This window comes from Ruegeria sp. CDSC079 (genome assembly GCF_059610505.1).
Genome location: NZ_JBXWNT010000003.1, coordinates 344,971 through 362,055 on the forward strand (window position 1 = coordinate 344,971; position 17,085 = coordinate 362,055).

The window sequence follows — 17,085 nt, forward strand, 5'->3', positions numbered from 1 at the left end:
TTAATTCGGGCTGTTGGTGACTTAGTCCAAACCCAATACGCGACGGACGCGGCTCAGCTCGCGGTCATGAACAGTCAGGGCATCCAGAAACAGAGAGACCGCAACCCGGTTATCCGCAGAATAATGCCCGCCCAGAACATGCTCCAGCGCAGCCGGGCAGCGGTCATAGGCATCCGCGATATTGTCGACGCTCAGCGCGCGCATCCCAGTACGCAGAACCTTGTCGCAATAGGCAGCAAAGCTGGCGTTCAGGTCGTTGATCACGATCCGCTCGGTTTTAGGTGAGGTCGACGGCTTGTAGGGCTCGTAAAGTGGCACCCAGCTTTCGGCGCGCCCCAGATGGGTCGAGGTGGGCGGATAGCCATTGGCGGTCATGAACATCGTACAGCCAAAACACGAGGCCAGCTTGGTGGTACAGTCACCAACCGTAATTTCATAAGGCGTGCAATGCGGGCCCAGATGATAGGCCTTGTAGATCGCCTGGATCATGCCATGGGTATAACCCTTAACGCCTTCGTCCCCGCTTTCATCGACGAAATTCATACCCTGATCAAAGCGCATGATATTGGTGATCTGGTCCGACCGGTTTGTCGCCCCGTGGTCGGGTTCCCCTTCCTTCGGAGCATCCTGCGCCAGATCGCCGCCAATGATGCCCCAACCAACGCAGTCATGGTCATGGGTATCGCGACGAACGCGCGGGTTCCACAGGGCAGAATCCTCGGGCGGCAACCACCGAGGGTACCATCCCTCGAAAATATTGTCGTCATGATCGCCCGCATCCAGATCAGGGATATGGAACCGCGCGCTTGGCATCGGACCGACCGGATCGGTGTCGCCTTCGACATTTCCGTTATCGACAAACCCGGTATAGGCCCCCAGCCCGATATACTGATAAGCGGGGTCGCGATCCCTTTGCTTGATCTCATCATATAGCACCTGCCCCTTGTCACTTAGGTGGTGTTCGGGGTGGCGGATATCGCCCTCGGTCGGAGGCTCATGCCCGGCCAAACCATAAACCCCAACGATCACAGCGCCGGTTTTATGATCGACGGCCGTCCCTGCCCTGACCGAATGGCCCTGCATGTCGATTTCCAAAGCGGCCAGCTGTCCGATTTTCTGGGCGGCTTGCTGAAGCTGATCCCATTCGCGGGACCATTTGTCGGGCCTGGGCATCTCGTCAGAAGGTTCCATTGAAAACTGCACATCGACATTGGCGCGGATCTGTTCGATCGAATGACCTACGATGGCGGCGGCAACAATATAGTCCGCCTCACGCTTGGGATCGGCACCGCCGTCGGTCAGAATTCCGGATGTACGTCTGTAAGCCATCAATTCACTCCTCCAAAGTTTCGCCCGCTTTGGGCGTCATGAATATTGAATGTCGTAACCAACAAAATTGATCGGATCGGAATTCGGACCCGGCGTGCCGCCATACATGGCGACGCGCATTGCCTGGACCTGGTGCAGATCAAAACTGGCCACACCCGGACCTATTTCCCGGCGGTCGATCCGAAAACCCTGCCGCGTTGTCATATCGGCCGCAAAGTTCAGCCGGTCCGGAGCCCGGAGCACGCATTCTCCCTGCAAAGGCAGGCGGGTTTCGGTCAGGGGAAAGCCGCAGCGCACGACCTGCACCTTGTGCAACCGATGCCCTTTTGGAACCGTGATGGTCAGGTCAATCCCGTCGCCTTTGCGCCGGGGTTCGATCGTTGCCTCGCCACAGACAACTTTGCGATCCACCAGAACATCGGGCGAGATATTGCCCTCGCGGGTGACGAACCTGACCGACAGGGTCAGGTCAATCTGAAAGCTTCGGTACCAGCGATACGGGCATTGCAGAACAACCTGCCAGGTTAACGGCCTAATGTGCTGGTCGTGATCCAAACAGTCCCAGAACAGGCCAACCCTGCGCACATTGGGGTTTAATGATCGGTTCTCAAATACGAGTTGGGTTGTCATCGCGCCACCCTGACGAATCTGTGTTATGAACTCGACGGCGGCGGCGACAGCCTCATGATAAAACCAAGCTGTTGAAACCCCGGCTCCAGGCCGGATTTCAGACGCAACCTCAAGAACTTTCCATCCGGCTCGCCACTGATTTTGACGTGGCCGACCACTGTGAAATCTGTTTTGCCCTTATCGCCCTTGGACGTTGACGCCTTGGTATCACTGCTGGACTTGGGTTTGACCGGTTTGGGAACTTCAACCCAGCCATCACTGACCGCAAGAGCCTGAATTTTGGATGAAACCCCGTCCTTGGAATATGTGAAATCCGTGAAGGTGACGGCCACGTCCTCAAATTTCCCGGCATCGTCCACCTTGTACTGGACCGAAATCTGAAGCCCGTTATAGGGGGGCTTGTTGCGCCCGGTCTTATGGAAATCGCCAGATTGCCAAACCTGTTTGATGGGCTTCAAACTGTCTTTCTTGTCCGCGTCATCCTTGGGTTTCGAATCCGGCTTTTTGGGATTCGCGGGCTTTACCGGCGTCGGGGTATCAGCGGCAGCCTTCTGATCGCTGTCTTCGTCGCCCTTAGACCGTTTGCGTTTTAGGGCGATTGTTGTGTCGGCAGTTTTGGTCATGACACACCTCCTCTTTCCATAGCTCCGTCAAGCGGTGTGCATCCTGCGGCTAGTAATCCGCCGCAGGGCGCGTTTACGCATTGATGTTTGCCAGCTGGAAATCAAAGGGGGTAGAGTTTTTGCCAGGCCCGCCGCCCGACATCACGATATCAGCGCTTTGGATGCCGAACAGATTGATCTCGGTGTTGATCTGACTGATGATCGCCGAGTCCATGACCTGGCCCTCTTCGATCTGCGACACCACGCCGATATAGATGGTCGGGTGGAACTGAAAGACGCCCTTCTGCCCCGGCGCAAGGTTGGTCTTGGCGGCCAGAAGTTTGCCTTCGCGATAGATATTCGCGTTGATCGATCCCATGGTCAGATTGTTGCGCAGCTCGACCTCATTCGGCGACGTTGCCGGGGTTTTGGCCAGGCGCAAGATATCCCCGCTGGTGTCTTTGACCATTTCATAGGCCTGACCGTCATAGGCCGTCATCTGCGGCGTATAGTTCCCATAGCTGTCCGAGGCCGAAACCTGAAACTTCAGCGGGTATTTGAAGGGGTGATAATCCAGCCGCCCCAGGTTTTTGATGACTTTCCACGCGATAGCGAGTTCGCCGAAATCTTCGGCCACGTTTTGCTGGAAAATAACGATCGATGAATTATTGGCATCATCCGAGTGATTGACCAATCTGAGTTGAATATTTTCGGTAACCAATTTCAGATTCCTTCCATTAGCGGTTCTTGTCGAGAACGACGAAATCGTGAATCAATGCTAGCTGAGAACTCTGTAATTCGATCTTTGCAGGAATCATCATTTCCTTTGATCTTTGCACTGTTAGACCCCTGCCCGCGGTAACCGGTGCACATTTTGGCCAGCCTCGCGCGCGCAGGAGCATGCTCATCCAGGACGTGTTTTGGGTGAGGCTTAATTCATCGAATTGCGATAGCGCCGATACTCCGACGGCGAGACGTCGAATTCCCGTTTGAACGCGGTCGAAAAGTTATTCGCATCCTCGTAGCCAACCTTGAAGGCGATGTCCTGAATGCTGTGCTGCCCCTCAAGAACCAGGGCCGCTGCATAGTTCAACCTGTAGCGCCGAAACCAAGCCATGGGGCCAACACCGAACTCTTCCTTGAACCGCTTGGACAAGGTGTTCCGGTTTGACCCGACCACTTGCGCCAAGGCGTCAATGCCGCCGGCAAATTCGGGCTCGGTAGAAAGGAAATTACAAGCAGCATTGACCAACGTATCTTTTGAAAAGTACTCGGCAGAGACATCCTCTTTCATCAATGCTTGCGCCGCACTGAATCTGTGCTGGATTTCGCTGGTGACAAATGGATAGGCAATATAGTCGCTGTATCCTTGCGAATATACTTCGGCACGCGCCGTCGACAAACCCAGGTTGATCAGTGCAAAACTGTGCTGGCGCTTATGCGACCCGGCAGGTTTTGGGGCATTGGCCGGCACAAAACGCTTCAGGCACTGACGTACAACGATTGCTTTTTCATGGTAAGAAATGCCTGTGCTTTCTGCATCGTTCGACACGCGGTATCCCATAGACCTTTCAACTATGCTGCGAAATTCGGACAAAAGGCGCGGTGTAAACTCCAAGCAGATCACTCGGTCACGATCATAAGGACTATGCATAAAATTCCCCATCCAAAAAACTTCTGAAAATTTTGTAGGGCGCCACGCAGGGTGCGACCTCTGCTGATCTGAAAAATCAACTTGAGTCGCTGTGCCGCCACCACAACTTTCGATTGAGTACAAAAGGTCTGGGAACTTCTGTTAACTTATTCACATATTGCATTATTAGACCAATCCAATACGGCATTAACCATAAATGAATGGCAAATTGCCAAGGGTTCTCCTTGCCAGCCAGACCAAGCTATGCCTTCTTCTGCCAACGCAATGGGAGACATGGCAGATGAGCGAAGCGGTCAAGCTGACACTGGATGAAATACGAAACCTAAGCCTGAACATCCTGTCCGGATCCGGATACGGGCCGGACCATGCAGCGGCCATCGCGGATATGCTGGTCACCTGTCAGATTGATGATTGCCAGTCGCACGGCCTGTTCCGACTGTTCATGTGCAATGACACCATGAAGGCAGGCAAGATTGACGGAAATGTCTCGCCAGCCATTACCCAATCGGATAACGCCATCGTTCGGGTCGATGCTCGCGGAGGTATGTCCCTGCTGGCATTTCATGAGGCACTTCCAATTCTGATCGAAAAAACCCGAACCCATGGTATTGCAGCCATGGCCATCAATCGCTGTTTTCATTTCTCTGCCCTCTGGCCCGAAGTGGAGCGGCTATCTGCTGCCGGCCTTGCGGCGATGGCGATGGTACCAAGCCATTCCTGGGTTGCCCCTGCCGGCGGCACCCGCGGTTCGTTGGGCACCAACCCGCTGGCCTTCAGCTGGCCGCGACAGGGCAAGGATCCCTTCACCTTTGACTTCGCAACAAGCGCCTTTGCCCGTGGCGAAATCGAACTCTATCGCCGCGCAGGCAAGCCCCTGCCCGATGGCGTAGCAATCGATAAGGACGGCAACCCAACCAACGATCCGCAGGCTGCGATGGAGGGTGCGATGTTGACCTTCGGCAGCTACAAGGGTTCGGCCCTGTCCATCATGATCGAACTCTTGGCCGGTCCGTTGATCGACGACCTGACCAGTCTGGAAAGCATGGAGTTTGCCGGCAACTCAGGCGGCGCCCCCTATCATGGTGAAATCCTTCTGGCCTTCGATCCGAGGCATTTCAGCGGTGGCCGCATAGACCCGAATGATGCAAGGGCAGAACGCCTGTTCGCTGACATCACCGATCAGGGCGCGCGCCTGCCATCGCAACGCCGGTTTGCCGCCCGAGCCCGCAACATCGAACGCGGATATGTTGAGATTGCCAAAACCCTCTATGACGATCTGCAAGAGTTGGCCCAACAGATTTAGCCCCCTTCCCCTCAGCAAAGCAGCTGGCTAAGAAGTCTCTCCGAACGACTGTCAGGAGGCCCCATTGGACCGCATCGCCCGCACCATCGCCACCAAGATCAACGCCCGACCCGATCAGGTAGGGGCCGCAGTAAAATTGTTGGACGAAGGCGCGACTGTGCCCTTTGTTGCGCGCTACCGCAAAGAAGCGACAGGTGGTTTGGACGATACCCAACTGCGCACCCTGTCAGAACGCCTGACCTATCTGCGCGAATTGGACGCCCGTCGCGCAACCATTCTGAATTCGATCAAGGATCAGGACAAGCTGACCGACGATCTTGCGAAATCCATTGCGCTGGCTGACACCAAAGCACAGCTGGAAGACATCTACCTGCCCTACAAACCCAAGCGGCGCACCAAGGCAATGATCGCACGCGAGAACGGGTTGGAACCTCTGGCTGACGCAATTCTTGCAGACCGGTCTGTCGATCCCGATACCCTTGCTCAATCCTACCTGTCCGAGGCCGTTCCGACCGGCAAGGATGCCCTGAACGGTGCCCGCGACATTGTCACCGAACGACTAACCGAAAACGCCACCCTGTTAGGCGAACTGCGCAGCTTCATGCAGCGCGAGGCGCTGCTGACCTCGAAGGTGATTGATGGCAAACAACAGGATGGCGCGAAATTCAGTGACTATTTCGACCATTCCGAGCTGTGGGCCAAAACGCCGTCTCATCGGGCTTTGGCGATGCTTCGCGCTTCAAAAGAGGGCATCGTGACATTGGACATCGCGCCGGACCCCGAGACCGGCGCTGCTCGGGCGGAAGCGATCGTCGCATCACATCTGCTAACCCGCACGGATTCAACTGCCGATACTTGGTTACGCAAGGTGGCCGGTTGGACCTGGAGGGTAAAGCTCTCGCTGACGATGATGGTTGACCTGATGGCCGACCTTCGCAGCCGTGCCCAGGACGAGGCGATTTCCGTTTTCTCTCGCAATCTTAAGGACTTACTTTTCTCTGCGCCAGCTGGCGCCCGCCCAACCTTGGGGCTGGACCCTGGAATACGAACAGGTGTCAAAGCAGCGGTTGTCGATGCAACTGGCAAAGTGGTTGCAACTGAAACAATTTACCCGTTCCAACCCAAGAATGACCTTCGAGGCGCGCAGGCCACAATCCTGCGCCTGATCGCCCAGCACGGCATTGAGCTTGTTGCAATCGGCAACGGAACAGCCAGCCGCGAAACCGAAAAGTTGGTCGGCGACACGCTCGGAGATTTGCCCAAAACCGTCACTCCTCCCACCAAAGTCGTGGTCTCGGAAGCCGGAGCATCGGTCTATTCCGCATCCGAACTGGCCGCCCGAGAGTTCCCTGACCTGGATGTTTCCCTTAGGGGCGCAGTTTCAATCGCCCGTCGTTTACAGGACCCTTTGGCGGAACTGGTCAAGATCGAACCCAAATCCATCGGGGTCGGGCAATATCAGCACGATGTCGATCAATATAAGCTTTCGCAATCATTGGCATCTGTCATTGAAGACGTTGTGAACGCCGTTGGGGTTGATCTGAATACTGCTTCTGCCCCATTGCTGTCGCATGTGTCCGGGTTGGGCCCGGGGCTGGCAGAATCCATCGTGTTGCACCGCGACATGAATGGTGCCTTTCAATCTCGTTCAGAGTTGCTGAAGGTGGCGCGCCTTGGTCCCCGCGCGTTCGAACAATGCGCGGGTTTTTTGAGAATACGCGATGGGGCGGAGCCCCTTGATGCGTCTTCCGTGCACCCCGAGGCTTATTCCGTGGCCCGACGCGTTGTCGCCGCATGTGGGCGGGATATTCGGCAAATCCTGGGGAATGAAGGCGCCCTGAAAGGCCTGTGCGCCGAACAGTTTGTCAACGACAGTTTTGGCCTGCCCACGGTTCAGGACATATTCTCCGAGCTTGAAAAACCCGGTCGTGATCCCCGGCCACATTTCAAAACTGCCTCGTTCACTGATGGCGTGGAAGAGATCAGCGATTTGAAACCTGGAATGACCCTGGAGGGCACAGTTACCAATGTCGCGGCATTCGGCGCTTTTGTTGATATTGGTGTTCATCAGGACGGGTTGGTGCATATCAGCCAACTAGCAGATCGGTTTGTCAAAGATCCCCATGATGTTGTCAAAACCGGCCAGGTAGTTAAGGTACGGGTCGTCGAGGTGGATGCGCCGCGAAAACGCATCGGTCTGACGATGCGCAAGGATGGTGGCATTGAAACCCGGCAAAAGCGCGTTCAAGGCAGCGACCAAACGCGGCAAAGCCATACAAAACAAAAAGAATCACAACGCGCAAAAAACGGCAATAATGCGCAGCAGGGGGCACTTGCAGATGCACTGAAATCTGCGTTCAAAAAACAATAATCTGCTAAAGGGTGTGCACCCCCCCTGCCCTTACCGCGATCAGTCGAAAGCGTCTGGCTCTAGTTCTTGCCAGAATTCGAAGATTGCGGTTGCGTTCAGCCCCGAGCGCCACGCATGCGCTCGGAAATGCTCGCGGTCAAGGTCGTTGTCTAGACCGGCAAGAAACAGTCTTTTATCTGCGTCCCTCTGTGTCGGGTTTCGCCGCGAAACCAGCTCTTCTACGATCGAGAGTTTCCGCGCCCGCTCCTCCCGCTCGGCTACCCGTTCGGCATAGGCTTTGTCTTCAACCGCCACTTGGGCCTGCCTCGCCTGCGCTTCTTCTAGTGCTTCGGGGCTGGGCTTCGCTGGCTGTTCCGGTTCAGGTGGCTGATAGTCATCGCGCAATGCGGCCGACAGATAGCCCAATGTGGATTTCACTCCGCCCTTTTGCCTTACGTAATCGAGTTTCTGCGCAACGTAGTCTTCACCATGTTCGGAAATCCACTGTCGGGCCAAACGATCCGAGACCCCTTGATCACGTAGCTTCGTGTACACCTGCATATTCCGAGCACCGTCGCTGTCATCAATTTCGAACATCGCCTTTTGCGGGTTTCCCTTAATCCGAAAGCGAATATCGGTGACCGTCCGGCCTTTCTTTTGGAACTCGGGTTCGATCAGAATGTCCGAGCTTTTGTTCACCTCGGCAACCGCCGGCTTGATGATCTTAGCGTTGAGATGTTTAAAGCTGGTATAATAGTCGCTGCCATCTACACCCATGAGCTTTCGAAAAACGTCCAAGGCCCACCAACCTGTCGACCCGATGCGCACAAAGCGATAGCAGTTTTCATACAGTGCCAATCCGTGCCCAGAACTAAAGTTGCGCTGAATCTGAACGTTGATCAGCGCATAGATTTTGGGATCATACAGCTTCTGCGCCAGCGCCGGTGAGTAGGCATATTCACAAACACCATTCTTGAGCTTGGCAAAACTCAGCAGAGAGGAAACACCCCATTCCTGACGCCCCTGCTCATCCAACATGTCCCATTCAGCGACAGTCTCGGCCAGGGCGCGCAGGCTTGCACGCAAGGTATCAAAATCGTTCGAGTTATAGCCGACCATCATCGCCAGAGTTCGTGCATCGATGGTATGGGTCTGTGCAGATGTCAGCGCATCATAGGCATTGAGAAGCAGGACATTCGACAGCTTTCGCTGAAGCAATGTCAACTTACCGCTGATATGAATCGCGGCAACGTTCTTTTTCACCGTTTCCCTTCGCAAGGCTCCGGAAAGGTGATCCATGTCTATTTGTGTTTCCGGCATGATTCTGCCTGACTGCTCTTTTTTTGCATTTCTGCCATGAAAGGTACCTATCAATCAACTTCTATTAGGTGCCCAAATACAGGATCAGGCTCATCCCGAATACGGGTACCCTAATCAGATATACCGAAACTTATCCCCAGACCCATCATCGCGAGCCCGTCATAAGAACGACTCAGACAGGATCGAACGTACTAGAAACGGCTTTGTAAGTGTCTAATAGCGTCGAAGATCCACGTCCCTGCGAATCGGTGCCCTTGTTCCTGTCGAATGGTTCCCTTGGTCCCGTATCTGGGCACCTTTGATCCCGGAATCGGATACCCTAGGAACTGTAAATGGGTCCCTAAGGTGATCTAACTTGTTGTTATAATTATCATATTCTTAATCTAAATCTCTTAAAGACTCTATAAATAATAAACTCTTTGTTGGCGTGCTCTCTCATTTTTCTAGAGTTTCGTGGCGAAACCCAGCCTTGCGCGCAAAAACTGTGGAAAACTTCCGATCGCAGGATAGCTTTAGAAGATAATGTTCGCTACATTCCTAAATATACGCCGCTAAGGCGAACATCTTCTGAGGCAACGACAGTGAACAAATCAAACCAACCTCCGCTACCGCCATATCTGAATCTTGATCCCGCAACAGCGGCCGGGAAGTTACCTGATCCTATAGGAACCTCTCGATTCGCAAAAGCAGCGGCATTCTGCGCCAAAGGCCGTGAGGATCTTGCTCGCCGAGGTTATGCTCCTGATGGGGAAAAGCGGCTGCGTAGGTTTTCAATTTGGGAAATAACTAAGTACCTAATTCCGGTTGCACCTGCGCATCTCCGCCGTGTCCTCAAAGCACATCCTGATCTTCCTCAAGGCGAAGGAGAAGCCGGTTCAAAATGGTTCACTTTGGAAGAGGTCCTGACCTTGCGCCAGCATTTTGCGGCTGAAGGCGTGAGCACGAAGGAGTATCTTCCCTACCGGCCTGAAGGGCTTCCGGCAAAGGTTGTTTCCGTTGCAAATTTCAAAGGCGGTGTTGGAAAAACCTCGACCGCCGCCCATCTGGCCATGTCCGCCGCCTTGGACGGGTACAAAGTTCTGGTAATCGACCTCGACAGCCAAGGATCCATGACGTCGATCCTTGGCGGGTCCGTCGCAGATGAATGGCAAACTGTGTTCCCCTTGATCGCAAAGGACTATGCTCGGGCCGTGCAGGAGGAAAACCGCGTGCGCAATGCGGCGGGCCAACCTGAAATTCCATTGGATGAGACCTTGCAAGAGGCGCTTAAAACGACCCCTGGCGATGTAATTCAGAACACCCATTGGCCAAATATTGATCTGATAGGTGCGCAGTTGAACCTTTACTGGGCCGAGTTCCAGATCCCAGTGTGGAGGATGGGGCTGAGAAGTTGGCCTTTGTGGGACGGCCTGACCAATTTCCTCGAAGATGAAGGTATCCTCAACGATTATGACATCGTCTTTCTCGATACGCCTCCTGCACTTGGGTACCTTACGATCAATGCACTGGCTGCTGCAGATATCCTTCTGGTTCCGCTTGGAGCTTCGTTTCTGGAGTTTGATTCAACGGGTCGGTTCTTCGACATGCTCTATACGACCTTCGCCAGTATCGAGGATGGTGAAAACACGGCACAACGCGCAGCTGGCTTGCCTGAGCTCAAGTTCGAATGGGATGTTGTACGCGCAATCATCACCCGGTTTGATGCCAGTCAGCAAACAGACATGGCGAACGTAATTCAGGCCTATTTCGGGGATTTCATGAATGCCTACCGGCAGGACTATACTGCTTTGGTCGGGCAGGCTGGTGAGCAGGTGAATGGGATCTACGAAGCCGACTACCGTGATTTTAACCGGGATACGTATGTTCGGGGTCGGGAAACGTTTGACCGGACTTACGCAGAATTCAAAGAGGTTCTGATCGGTTGCTGGTGGCGCGACGCTCAGATGGGAGGAGAGGCAGATGGCTAAACGCAGAAGACTGACCGCACCGGACACAACAGAGCTCGAACAGCTTGAAGCGGGTTTCGCCGCGAAACCGTCGATCAGCCCGTTTGAAGCAAGCTCGTCCGCACCTCCAATAGCTCAGGTTGCGGCGGAGGCCGCTACCTTGGGTGGCATGGCGTCCGTGACAGACAGAGTCGCTTTGGCCCAGGACCAAGGTGATGCAGCTCGATGGCGCGATGCACAAACCGCCGGTTTGATTGCGGAAAAAATATCGCTGGATCAGATTGATCCGGATTTCATCCGCCGTGACCGGATGGTTGAAGACGAAGAAGCCATGGCGGAACTGTTGGAATCGCTGCGCGTTCACGGCTTGAGAACGCCAATCGAGGTGAGCCGGGTCGGTGACAGTTTTGGCCTGATCTCGGGCTATCGGCGTCTGGAGGCCTTCAAGCGGCTGTCCCAAAGTGATGCTCGGTTCATCGAGATTCCTGCATTTGTCCGTGAGGCTGGAACAGGGCAGGGCGCTTACGTCTCGATGGTGGAAGAGAATGAGTTGCGCTCGAACCTCAGCCCTTATGAACGCGGGCGCGTCGCGGTTCTGGCGGCGGGGCAGGGGGTTTTTGCTTCAACCGAGGCCGCTGTCGATGTGCTTTTTGCTGCAGCGTCCAAAGCCAAACGGTCCAAGGTCCGTAGCTTTGCTATGGTGCATGAAGCGTTGGGGGATTTGCTGCAGCATCCCGTGTCGTTGTCAGAAAAGGCCGGGCTCAAGCTTGCTTCGGCATTGCGGGACGGGGCACAAACCAGATTGCGCCAGGCATTGGCTGGCGCCGGCCCGTTGGATTCCAAATCCGAATGGGGTCTGCTTGAAGCTGCGATCAAGGGCGTGCCGGACGCGGAAAAAGCAAAATCGCGCGGCGGGCGCCCGCAGCAGGTGCAACGCTTGACACCGGTTATCATTCCCACAGGCGGCACAATTCAGGCCGAGGTGACATCTGGGGAACTCCGCCTCAGGATACGCGGGAGGGAAATTTCAGTTGATGAGGCTCAAAACCTGATCGACCAGATTGGCAACCATCTGGGTTAGTCCTGTGACGAGACCGGGATAGGTCGGTCTCGTCGTCAAAAAAATCAAAGAGCTGACTGGATTGGTTCGCAGAGGCGAATTCTACTACTGTCAAGGTAATGATCAAAATGAGGAATAAATGATCATTATGGATTCAAGATCCTTTGGAGGTGCTCGCTAGAGTAATTTGGGTAAATGCTAATGTCGCTGAGGCAAACGTTTACGCGGTTCTGTCGCAAACTTCGCCCCCACCTGTCAGTTCGAGTGCATTTCTGGTAGCGCGTGCTGGAACATAACAGGAGCAGGCCGTGAAGATCTCATTTAAGGGCGCGCATTTTCCGAAAGACGTGATCCTTCACGCGGTTTTCTTCTATCTCCGCTACGGTGTTTCATACCGGGATCTGGAAGAAATCGTGGCGGAACGTGGCGTTGATCTGGATCATACGACGCTAAACCGTTGGGTCAGTCGATATGCAGGTCCCCTTGCTGAAACAGGGCGGTATAGAAAGCGTCCCGCAGACCGTTCGTGGCGCATGGATGAAACCTATGTGAAGGTAAAAGGCGAATGGGTTTATCTTTACCGAGCGATCGACAAACACGGCAAGACCCTGGATTTCATGTTGTCCGAGCGCCGGAACAAAGCCGCTGCGACGAGGTTCTTCGCCCGCGCTCTCGAGTTGAACGGATTGCCACGCAAGATCGTCATCGACAAAAGTGGTGCCAATACTGCTGGCATCAAGGCGATCAACAAGATGTTGAAAGGCTTTGGTTGTCCGATCCCGATCGATATGGTCAGGCGGAAATACCTCAACAACATCATTGAACAGGATCACCGCTTCATCAAACGAAGGATCAGACCCATGCTGGGCTTCAAATCTTTCGCTTCAGCCGCATCTGTCCTGGCAGGCATAGAACTGGTCAACATGATCCGCAAAGGTCAATTCACACCCAAACTCCGTCCGTTTCAGCAGTTTGCCCAACTGGCGGGGTAAACTGCTAATCAATTCCACTGATGTTCTGCCATCCAAAAAGTTTGCGACAGAACCCCAATTACCTGCTGATTTATGTTTTTTTCAGTCATGCCCGTATCTCCTGGTCGAGTGAAAGAACAAAACAAGATCAAATTTGGGAACTTGCTGATAGAAGAAAATTGATAGATAAAACGATCTATCGTAAATTTTTCGTGGTGGTAAATGCCGTCCAACCAGATAAGTCTAACCTGGCTGCGTAGCTTTGAAGCCGCGGCCCGACATCTGAATTTTACCAGTGCAAGCGTCGAATTGGGGCTGACGCAGGCTGCCGTCAGCCTGCACATCCGATCATTGGAACAGCAGTTGCAGCACAAGTTATTTGTGAGGCGCGCAAGACACCTCTCTCTCACAGAGCTTGGTCAGGCTTATTGCTCAACTGTCCGGCAGGCGCTTGCTGATATCGATATGGCCTCGGCAAACCTTTTCGGGTCGATGGCGACGAAGACAGTTACGATCAAGGCGCCGATATCGACCGCTTCACTTTGGCTTGCGCCCCGTCTTCCGTCATTCAAGAAAGACCACCCGACGATAGATCTTCGCCTTGTGACAAATATCTGGACAGAGACCACCAATTTAGAAGAGATCGACGTAGAGCTGCGCTTGGGTCGTGGCAACTGGACCGACGCACTCTCCGAGAAACTCTCTGATGAAGCGATCGTCCCGATATGCGCCAAAGGCCGGAAGAACAGTGCAAAGCAAGTGCAGGATCTGCTGTCTGGTCCATTTGTTCACATATTAGGCCATGAAGGCCATTGGGAACGATACTTGAGCGCATATGACTGCACCAAGCCGCAAGACGCCCCGCAATACCTGGTAGACACAACCATTTCGGCGCTGCAACTTGTCGCGAGTGGCGGTGGCTATGCCCTAGTGTTCTCGCGACTGGTCAATGCCGAAAATGGGCTCGCCTCGGGCGTTCGATTTGCCGGCAAACCGCTGCCACACCCGGATGCACATTTCCTAATGCAACCTGTTTCCAAAAAAGCTGTACGACCAGAGGTCGAGATCTTTGTGGACTGGTTGCGTAAGCAGTTTAAAGAAGATGTTTGATCTTGGGATGAAAACAGATTTTGCAGCGAGAGGGACGGTTTTGTCGACCACGATCTGCAACGGTATGCCTTTGTTGGCCAATGCCTCGGCGAAGAATTGCTTGGCCGCCGCGGTATCACGACTTTCAGACGGCATAATATCAAGGGTTTCGCCGTCGCGATCAACCGCCCGATACCGATACTTCCAATGGCCGCGCACTTTGAGATAGGTTTCGTCCATGTGCCATGAAACTGCACTAGGGCGCTTGCATTTGTGCGTCTCAATCTTGACTTGGGGCGAGAATTTCACCACCCAATCTGCTGATTGTCACATGATCAACCGCAACGCCCCGCTCAGCCAATATCTGCTCCAGGTCGCGTTAAGGCACTGAGTATCGTGAGTAAAAGTAGATTGCGTGGACAACGATGTGCTTTGGAAAATGGCATCCTTTGAACGAGAGCGTGTTGAGCATCCGCTTTGCAGATTGACTCACGCATCATGCCGGTCGGGGTTATTCCAGGCAATCAAGTTGAAAAGTTTGCGGCAGAGCCTGCAGGAGAAATTCCACCTGACTAAACCGGCAACGCGGTGCTTCAGGTGCCACTAGATGCGTTGAAAGATTAACTGCCGGGATTGCTGGTTTCTGCCAGCTCGTGAACAGGTGGCATTTGGTCGGGTAACCGATTTCAATGGCCAAAAAGTGCTGCATAGAGTCCGAATGCTCCGACGGCGATGAGGCTGAGTGCCCAAACGACATCAAGATTGAACCATGTCTTTGAGAGGAACCTGAGCCCCAGCCAAAGGTAGATCACAACTGCGATGGTGCCGCCAGCAATTGTCATCGACAACGTGTGTACTGCTGCAACAAGAAACGCAGTCGTCACGTTGCTGCTCATAAGTGTTTGTGCTGCGGCATGACCGGTTTCGTTCGCTCCAATCGCACAGATGCCCAGAAAAATCGGCACCAGCATCAAACCAGCCCCATGCGCCATCGCAGCGAGGAATGACCAGAGCGCCAACCGGGCAGGGTGCACGCGCGCCAGAATTTTCGGATGTCTTCGGTTGATCAGCAGATAGAGGCCCATGGCGATAACCAAAAGCCCGGCGACCACGCGGATTTGAACTTCCCACTGAACAAGGAACATCATCAGTGAGAATGGCAACAAGATGCCAATCATCGCGAGGAAATGCCCCGTGGCCAACATTGCCAGCGCTTTTGGCAGGGCGCTGTGCTTTCGCTCCATCAACGCCGCCGAAACGGCCAGCGGCCAACCCATTCCGGGGTTGATACCGTGGTAGAGTCCAGAAAAAATGACAGCCCACCAAAGGGCTGTCATTGTTGTTATGTCGCCCATTTCTTAGACGGACGGATAGCAGAAGCTGTCGGTCGAACAGTCACCGCCTTCCAGGCGAATTTGGTGACTGCGCAGACCTTTGGGGAAGTCGACATAAAAGTCATTGTTCAGCGTCAGCCCCCCGTTTTCGCCCACATCGGCCATCACCATTTGTCCGCCTTCGTCGTCGGGATAGAACTGGTTGTCCCAGGTGGAGTAAAGCGAGTTGGTCCAGTAGACGCGCTTGCCGTCGCGGCTGATTTCAACCATTTGCGGGCCATAGGCAAAATCCTTGCCGTTGGAGTGCTTGGTGCCACGGGCGATGCCGCCCAGCTCGACTTTTCCGGTCAGCTTCGGGTTCATCGGGTCGCTGACATCGTATTGATGCATCTCGCCCAGCCCCCAGCACGCAACATAGAGGTATTTGTCGTCTAGGCTCAGGTCGATATCGGTGACCAGCGGCGGCACGGCCTCGAACCCTTGCAACAGTGGCGGCAGGTTCTCGGGCTTTTCGGGGCGCGGGTCGATGGTGATCGTTTTCTTGGACTGCCATTTGCCGTCGTCACCGCGCCACCATGTGAAAATTGCGCCTTGCAGGTTGGTGGTGTCCACCACGACACCACAGAAACCATAAGATTTTGTCGGGTCATGCGCAGGGCGAATTTCCAGTGCCATCTGGTAATTGTCGCCGAAATCCATCGTCTGGATATTCTTGCGCGCGCGCAAGTCCCAGAAGTGGATCGAATGGCCATACTTGTTCGACAACAGGTCCTCGGGCACCACGCCGTTTTCAAACTGCGGCGGCAAACCCCATTCGGAACTAACCATGTAGTCCTGCGGCAGGTTCCACCAGAAATCATAGTGCTTGTCCTGCTTGCCGCGATCCATCTCGTATTGCCCGATAATTTCGAACGTCTCGCAATCCATAATGAAGATGCCCGGAGGTCCGTCTGTGCCGTCTTCGCCGCCACCTCCAAGGCAGGAAACATAGATCCCTTCGGGACCGCAGTGGATGGTGTGCGGGCGCGAATAACCGGTTTTTGCAAATAGTTCTTCGGGTTCGATCGTCTTGTGGATCTTGGCCTTCAACGGGTCTTTCACGTCGATGATGTAAATACGTGAGGATCGGATTCCAGGTACGATCAGATAACGTCGTTCCAGAAAGGCGTGTCCGGTCAGAGGAGACAGAGATGACGAACAGGCGTTCCAGCCGAAATGGTGAAATTCGTCGCCTTTGTTGGGAACAATGATCTGATGTACGATCTGGCCATAGGTGTCTGAGTCCGGTTTGAGGTCAATGACCGCGATGCCATCAGATTGCGATCCGTCCGGGCTGAGCATTACAGTGAAGGCGTAGTTTTCCACCGGTGCCTGCATTGCAAGCTTAGGCGAGGCGTGAAACGTTGGATCTGGTCTCAGGTTCATTTGGTTTCCTCCGGTTTGTTGAATTTTTCCTATTCTCAGTGTCATCCTTTTTGCCAAAAGGGCCGGTAGTTG

At 54.1% G+C, this 17,085-nt stretch carries 15 protein-coding genes; 6 read left to right on the top strand and 9 right to left on the bottom strand.

Going from position 1 to position 17,085, the window contains the following annotated elements; all coding sequences use genetic code 11:
• Window positions 1-21 precede the first annotated feature (21 nt).
• From AC2FIC_RS07485 to AC2FIC_RS07505, 5 genes are all read right to left on the bottom strand, one after another.
• A complete protein-coding gene (locus AC2FIC_RS07485) occupies window positions 22-1,329 on the bottom strand; it encodes a hypothetical protein (protein WP_496691402.1) in 1,308 nt (435 codons plus the stop codon).
• 36 nt (window positions 1,330-1,365) lie between these two features.
• On the bottom strand, window positions 1,366-1,959 hold the full coding sequence (locus AC2FIC_RS07490; protein ID WP_282021701.1) for a hypothetical protein: 594 nt from the start codon (window positions 1,957-1,959) through the stop codon (window positions 1,366-1,368).
• 23 nt (window positions 1,960-1,982) lie between these two features.
• Window positions 1,983-2,582 (bottom strand): hypothetical protein, encoded by a 600-nt coding sequence (locus tag AC2FIC_RS07495; RefSeq protein ID WP_282021702.1) that lies wholly within the window; start codon window positions 2,580-2,582, stop codon window positions 1,983-1,985.
• Between the two features lie 73 nt (window positions 2,583-2,655).
• A complete protein-coding gene (locus tag AC2FIC_RS07500) occupies window positions 2,656-3,282 on the bottom strand; it encodes a hypothetical protein (protein WP_142640307.1) in 627 nt (208 codons plus the stop codon).
• Window positions 3,283-3,492: 210 nt separating this feature from the next.
• Window positions 3,493-4,338: a helix-turn-helix transcriptional regulator gene (locus AC2FIC_RS07505; RefSeq protein ID WP_496691401.1), complete on the bottom strand. Its 846-nt coding sequence runs from the start codon at window positions 4,336-4,338 to the stop codon at window positions 3,493-3,495.
• A 157-nt stretch (window positions 4,339-4,495) separates the two neighbouring features.
• Here AC2FIC_RS07505 and AC2FIC_RS07510 point away from each other — a divergent pair, with 157 nt between their 5' ends.
• Entirely contained in the window at window positions 4,496-5,518 is a 1,023-nt protein-coding gene (locus tag AC2FIC_RS07510; RefSeq protein WP_496691400.1) for an Ldh family oxidoreductase, read from the top strand.
• A 64-nt stretch (window positions 5,519-5,582) separates the two neighbouring features.
• A complete protein-coding gene (locus AC2FIC_RS07515) occupies window positions 5,583-7,889 on the top strand; it encodes a Tex family protein (protein ID WP_496691399.1) in 2,307 nt (768 codons plus the stop codon).
• 39 nt (window positions 7,890-7,928) lie between these two features.
• Here AC2FIC_RS07515 and AC2FIC_RS07520 read toward each other — a convergent pair whose 3' ends face one another.
• Window positions 7,929-9,188, bottom strand: coding sequence for a replication initiation protein (locus tag AC2FIC_RS07520; RefSeq protein WP_496691398.1), 1,260 nt, complete (start codon window positions 9,186-9,188; stop codon window positions 7,929-7,931).
• 581 nt (window positions 9,189-9,769) lie between these two features.
• Here AC2FIC_RS07520 and AC2FIC_RS07525 point away from each other — a divergent pair.
• The 4 genes from AC2FIC_RS07525 to AC2FIC_RS07540 all read left to right on the top strand — a co-directional run bounded on the left by AC2FIC_RS07525 (window position 9,770) and on the right by AC2FIC_RS07540 (window position 14,275).
• The gene (locus AC2FIC_RS07525) at window positions 9,770-11,155 is read left to right on the top strand and encodes an AAA family ATPase (RefSeq protein WP_496691397.1); all 1,386 of its coding nucleotides are present in this window, start codon (window positions 9,770-9,772) and stop codon (window positions 11,153-11,155) included.
• On the top strand, window positions 11,148-12,215 hold the full coding sequence (locus AC2FIC_RS07530) for a ParB/RepB/Spo0J family partition protein (protein WP_496709085.1): 1,068 nt from the start codon (window positions 11,148-11,150) through the stop codon (window positions 12,213-12,215). The genes AC2FIC_RS07525 and AC2FIC_RS07530 overlap by 8 nt, the downstream gene beginning before the upstream one ends.
• 287 nt (window positions 12,216-12,502) lie before the next feature.
• Window positions 12,503-13,186, top strand: a complete 684-nt coding sequence (locus tag AC2FIC_RS07535) for an IS6 family transposase (protein WP_496691395.1) — start codon at window positions 12,503-12,505, stop codon at window positions 13,184-13,186.
• A 201-nt stretch (window positions 13,187-13,387) separates the two neighbouring features.
• Window positions 13,388-14,275 (top strand): LysR family transcriptional regulator, encoded by an 888-nt coding sequence (locus tag AC2FIC_RS07540; protein ID WP_496870100.1) that lies wholly within the window; start codon window positions 13,388-13,390, stop codon window positions 14,273-14,275.
• Here AC2FIC_RS07540 and AC2FIC_RS07545 read toward each other — a convergent pair.
• The 3 genes from AC2FIC_RS07545 to AC2FIC_RS07555 form a co-directional block, all read right to left on the bottom strand.
• Window positions 14,186-14,494 (bottom strand): DDE-type integrase/transposase/recombinase, encoded by a 309-nt coding sequence (locus AC2FIC_RS07545; RefSeq protein WP_496691394.1) that lies wholly within the window; start codon window positions 14,492-14,494, stop codon window positions 14,186-14,188. The genes AC2FIC_RS07540 and AC2FIC_RS07545 overlap by 90 nt on opposite strands.
• 446 nt (window positions 14,495-14,940) lie before the next feature.
• Complete coding sequence (locus AC2FIC_RS07550; RefSeq protein ID WP_496702083.1) at window positions 14,941-15,591, bottom strand: hypothetical protein; 651 nt, start codon at window positions 15,589-15,591, stop codon at window positions 14,941-14,943.
• Between the two features lie 21 nt (window positions 15,592-15,612).
• Complete coding sequence (locus AC2FIC_RS07555) at window positions 15,613-17,013, bottom strand: selenium-binding protein SBP56-related protein (RefSeq protein WP_496691392.1); 1,401 nt, start codon at window positions 17,011-17,013, stop codon at window positions 15,613-15,615.
• Between the last annotated feature and the right edge of the window lie 72 nt (window positions 17,014-17,085).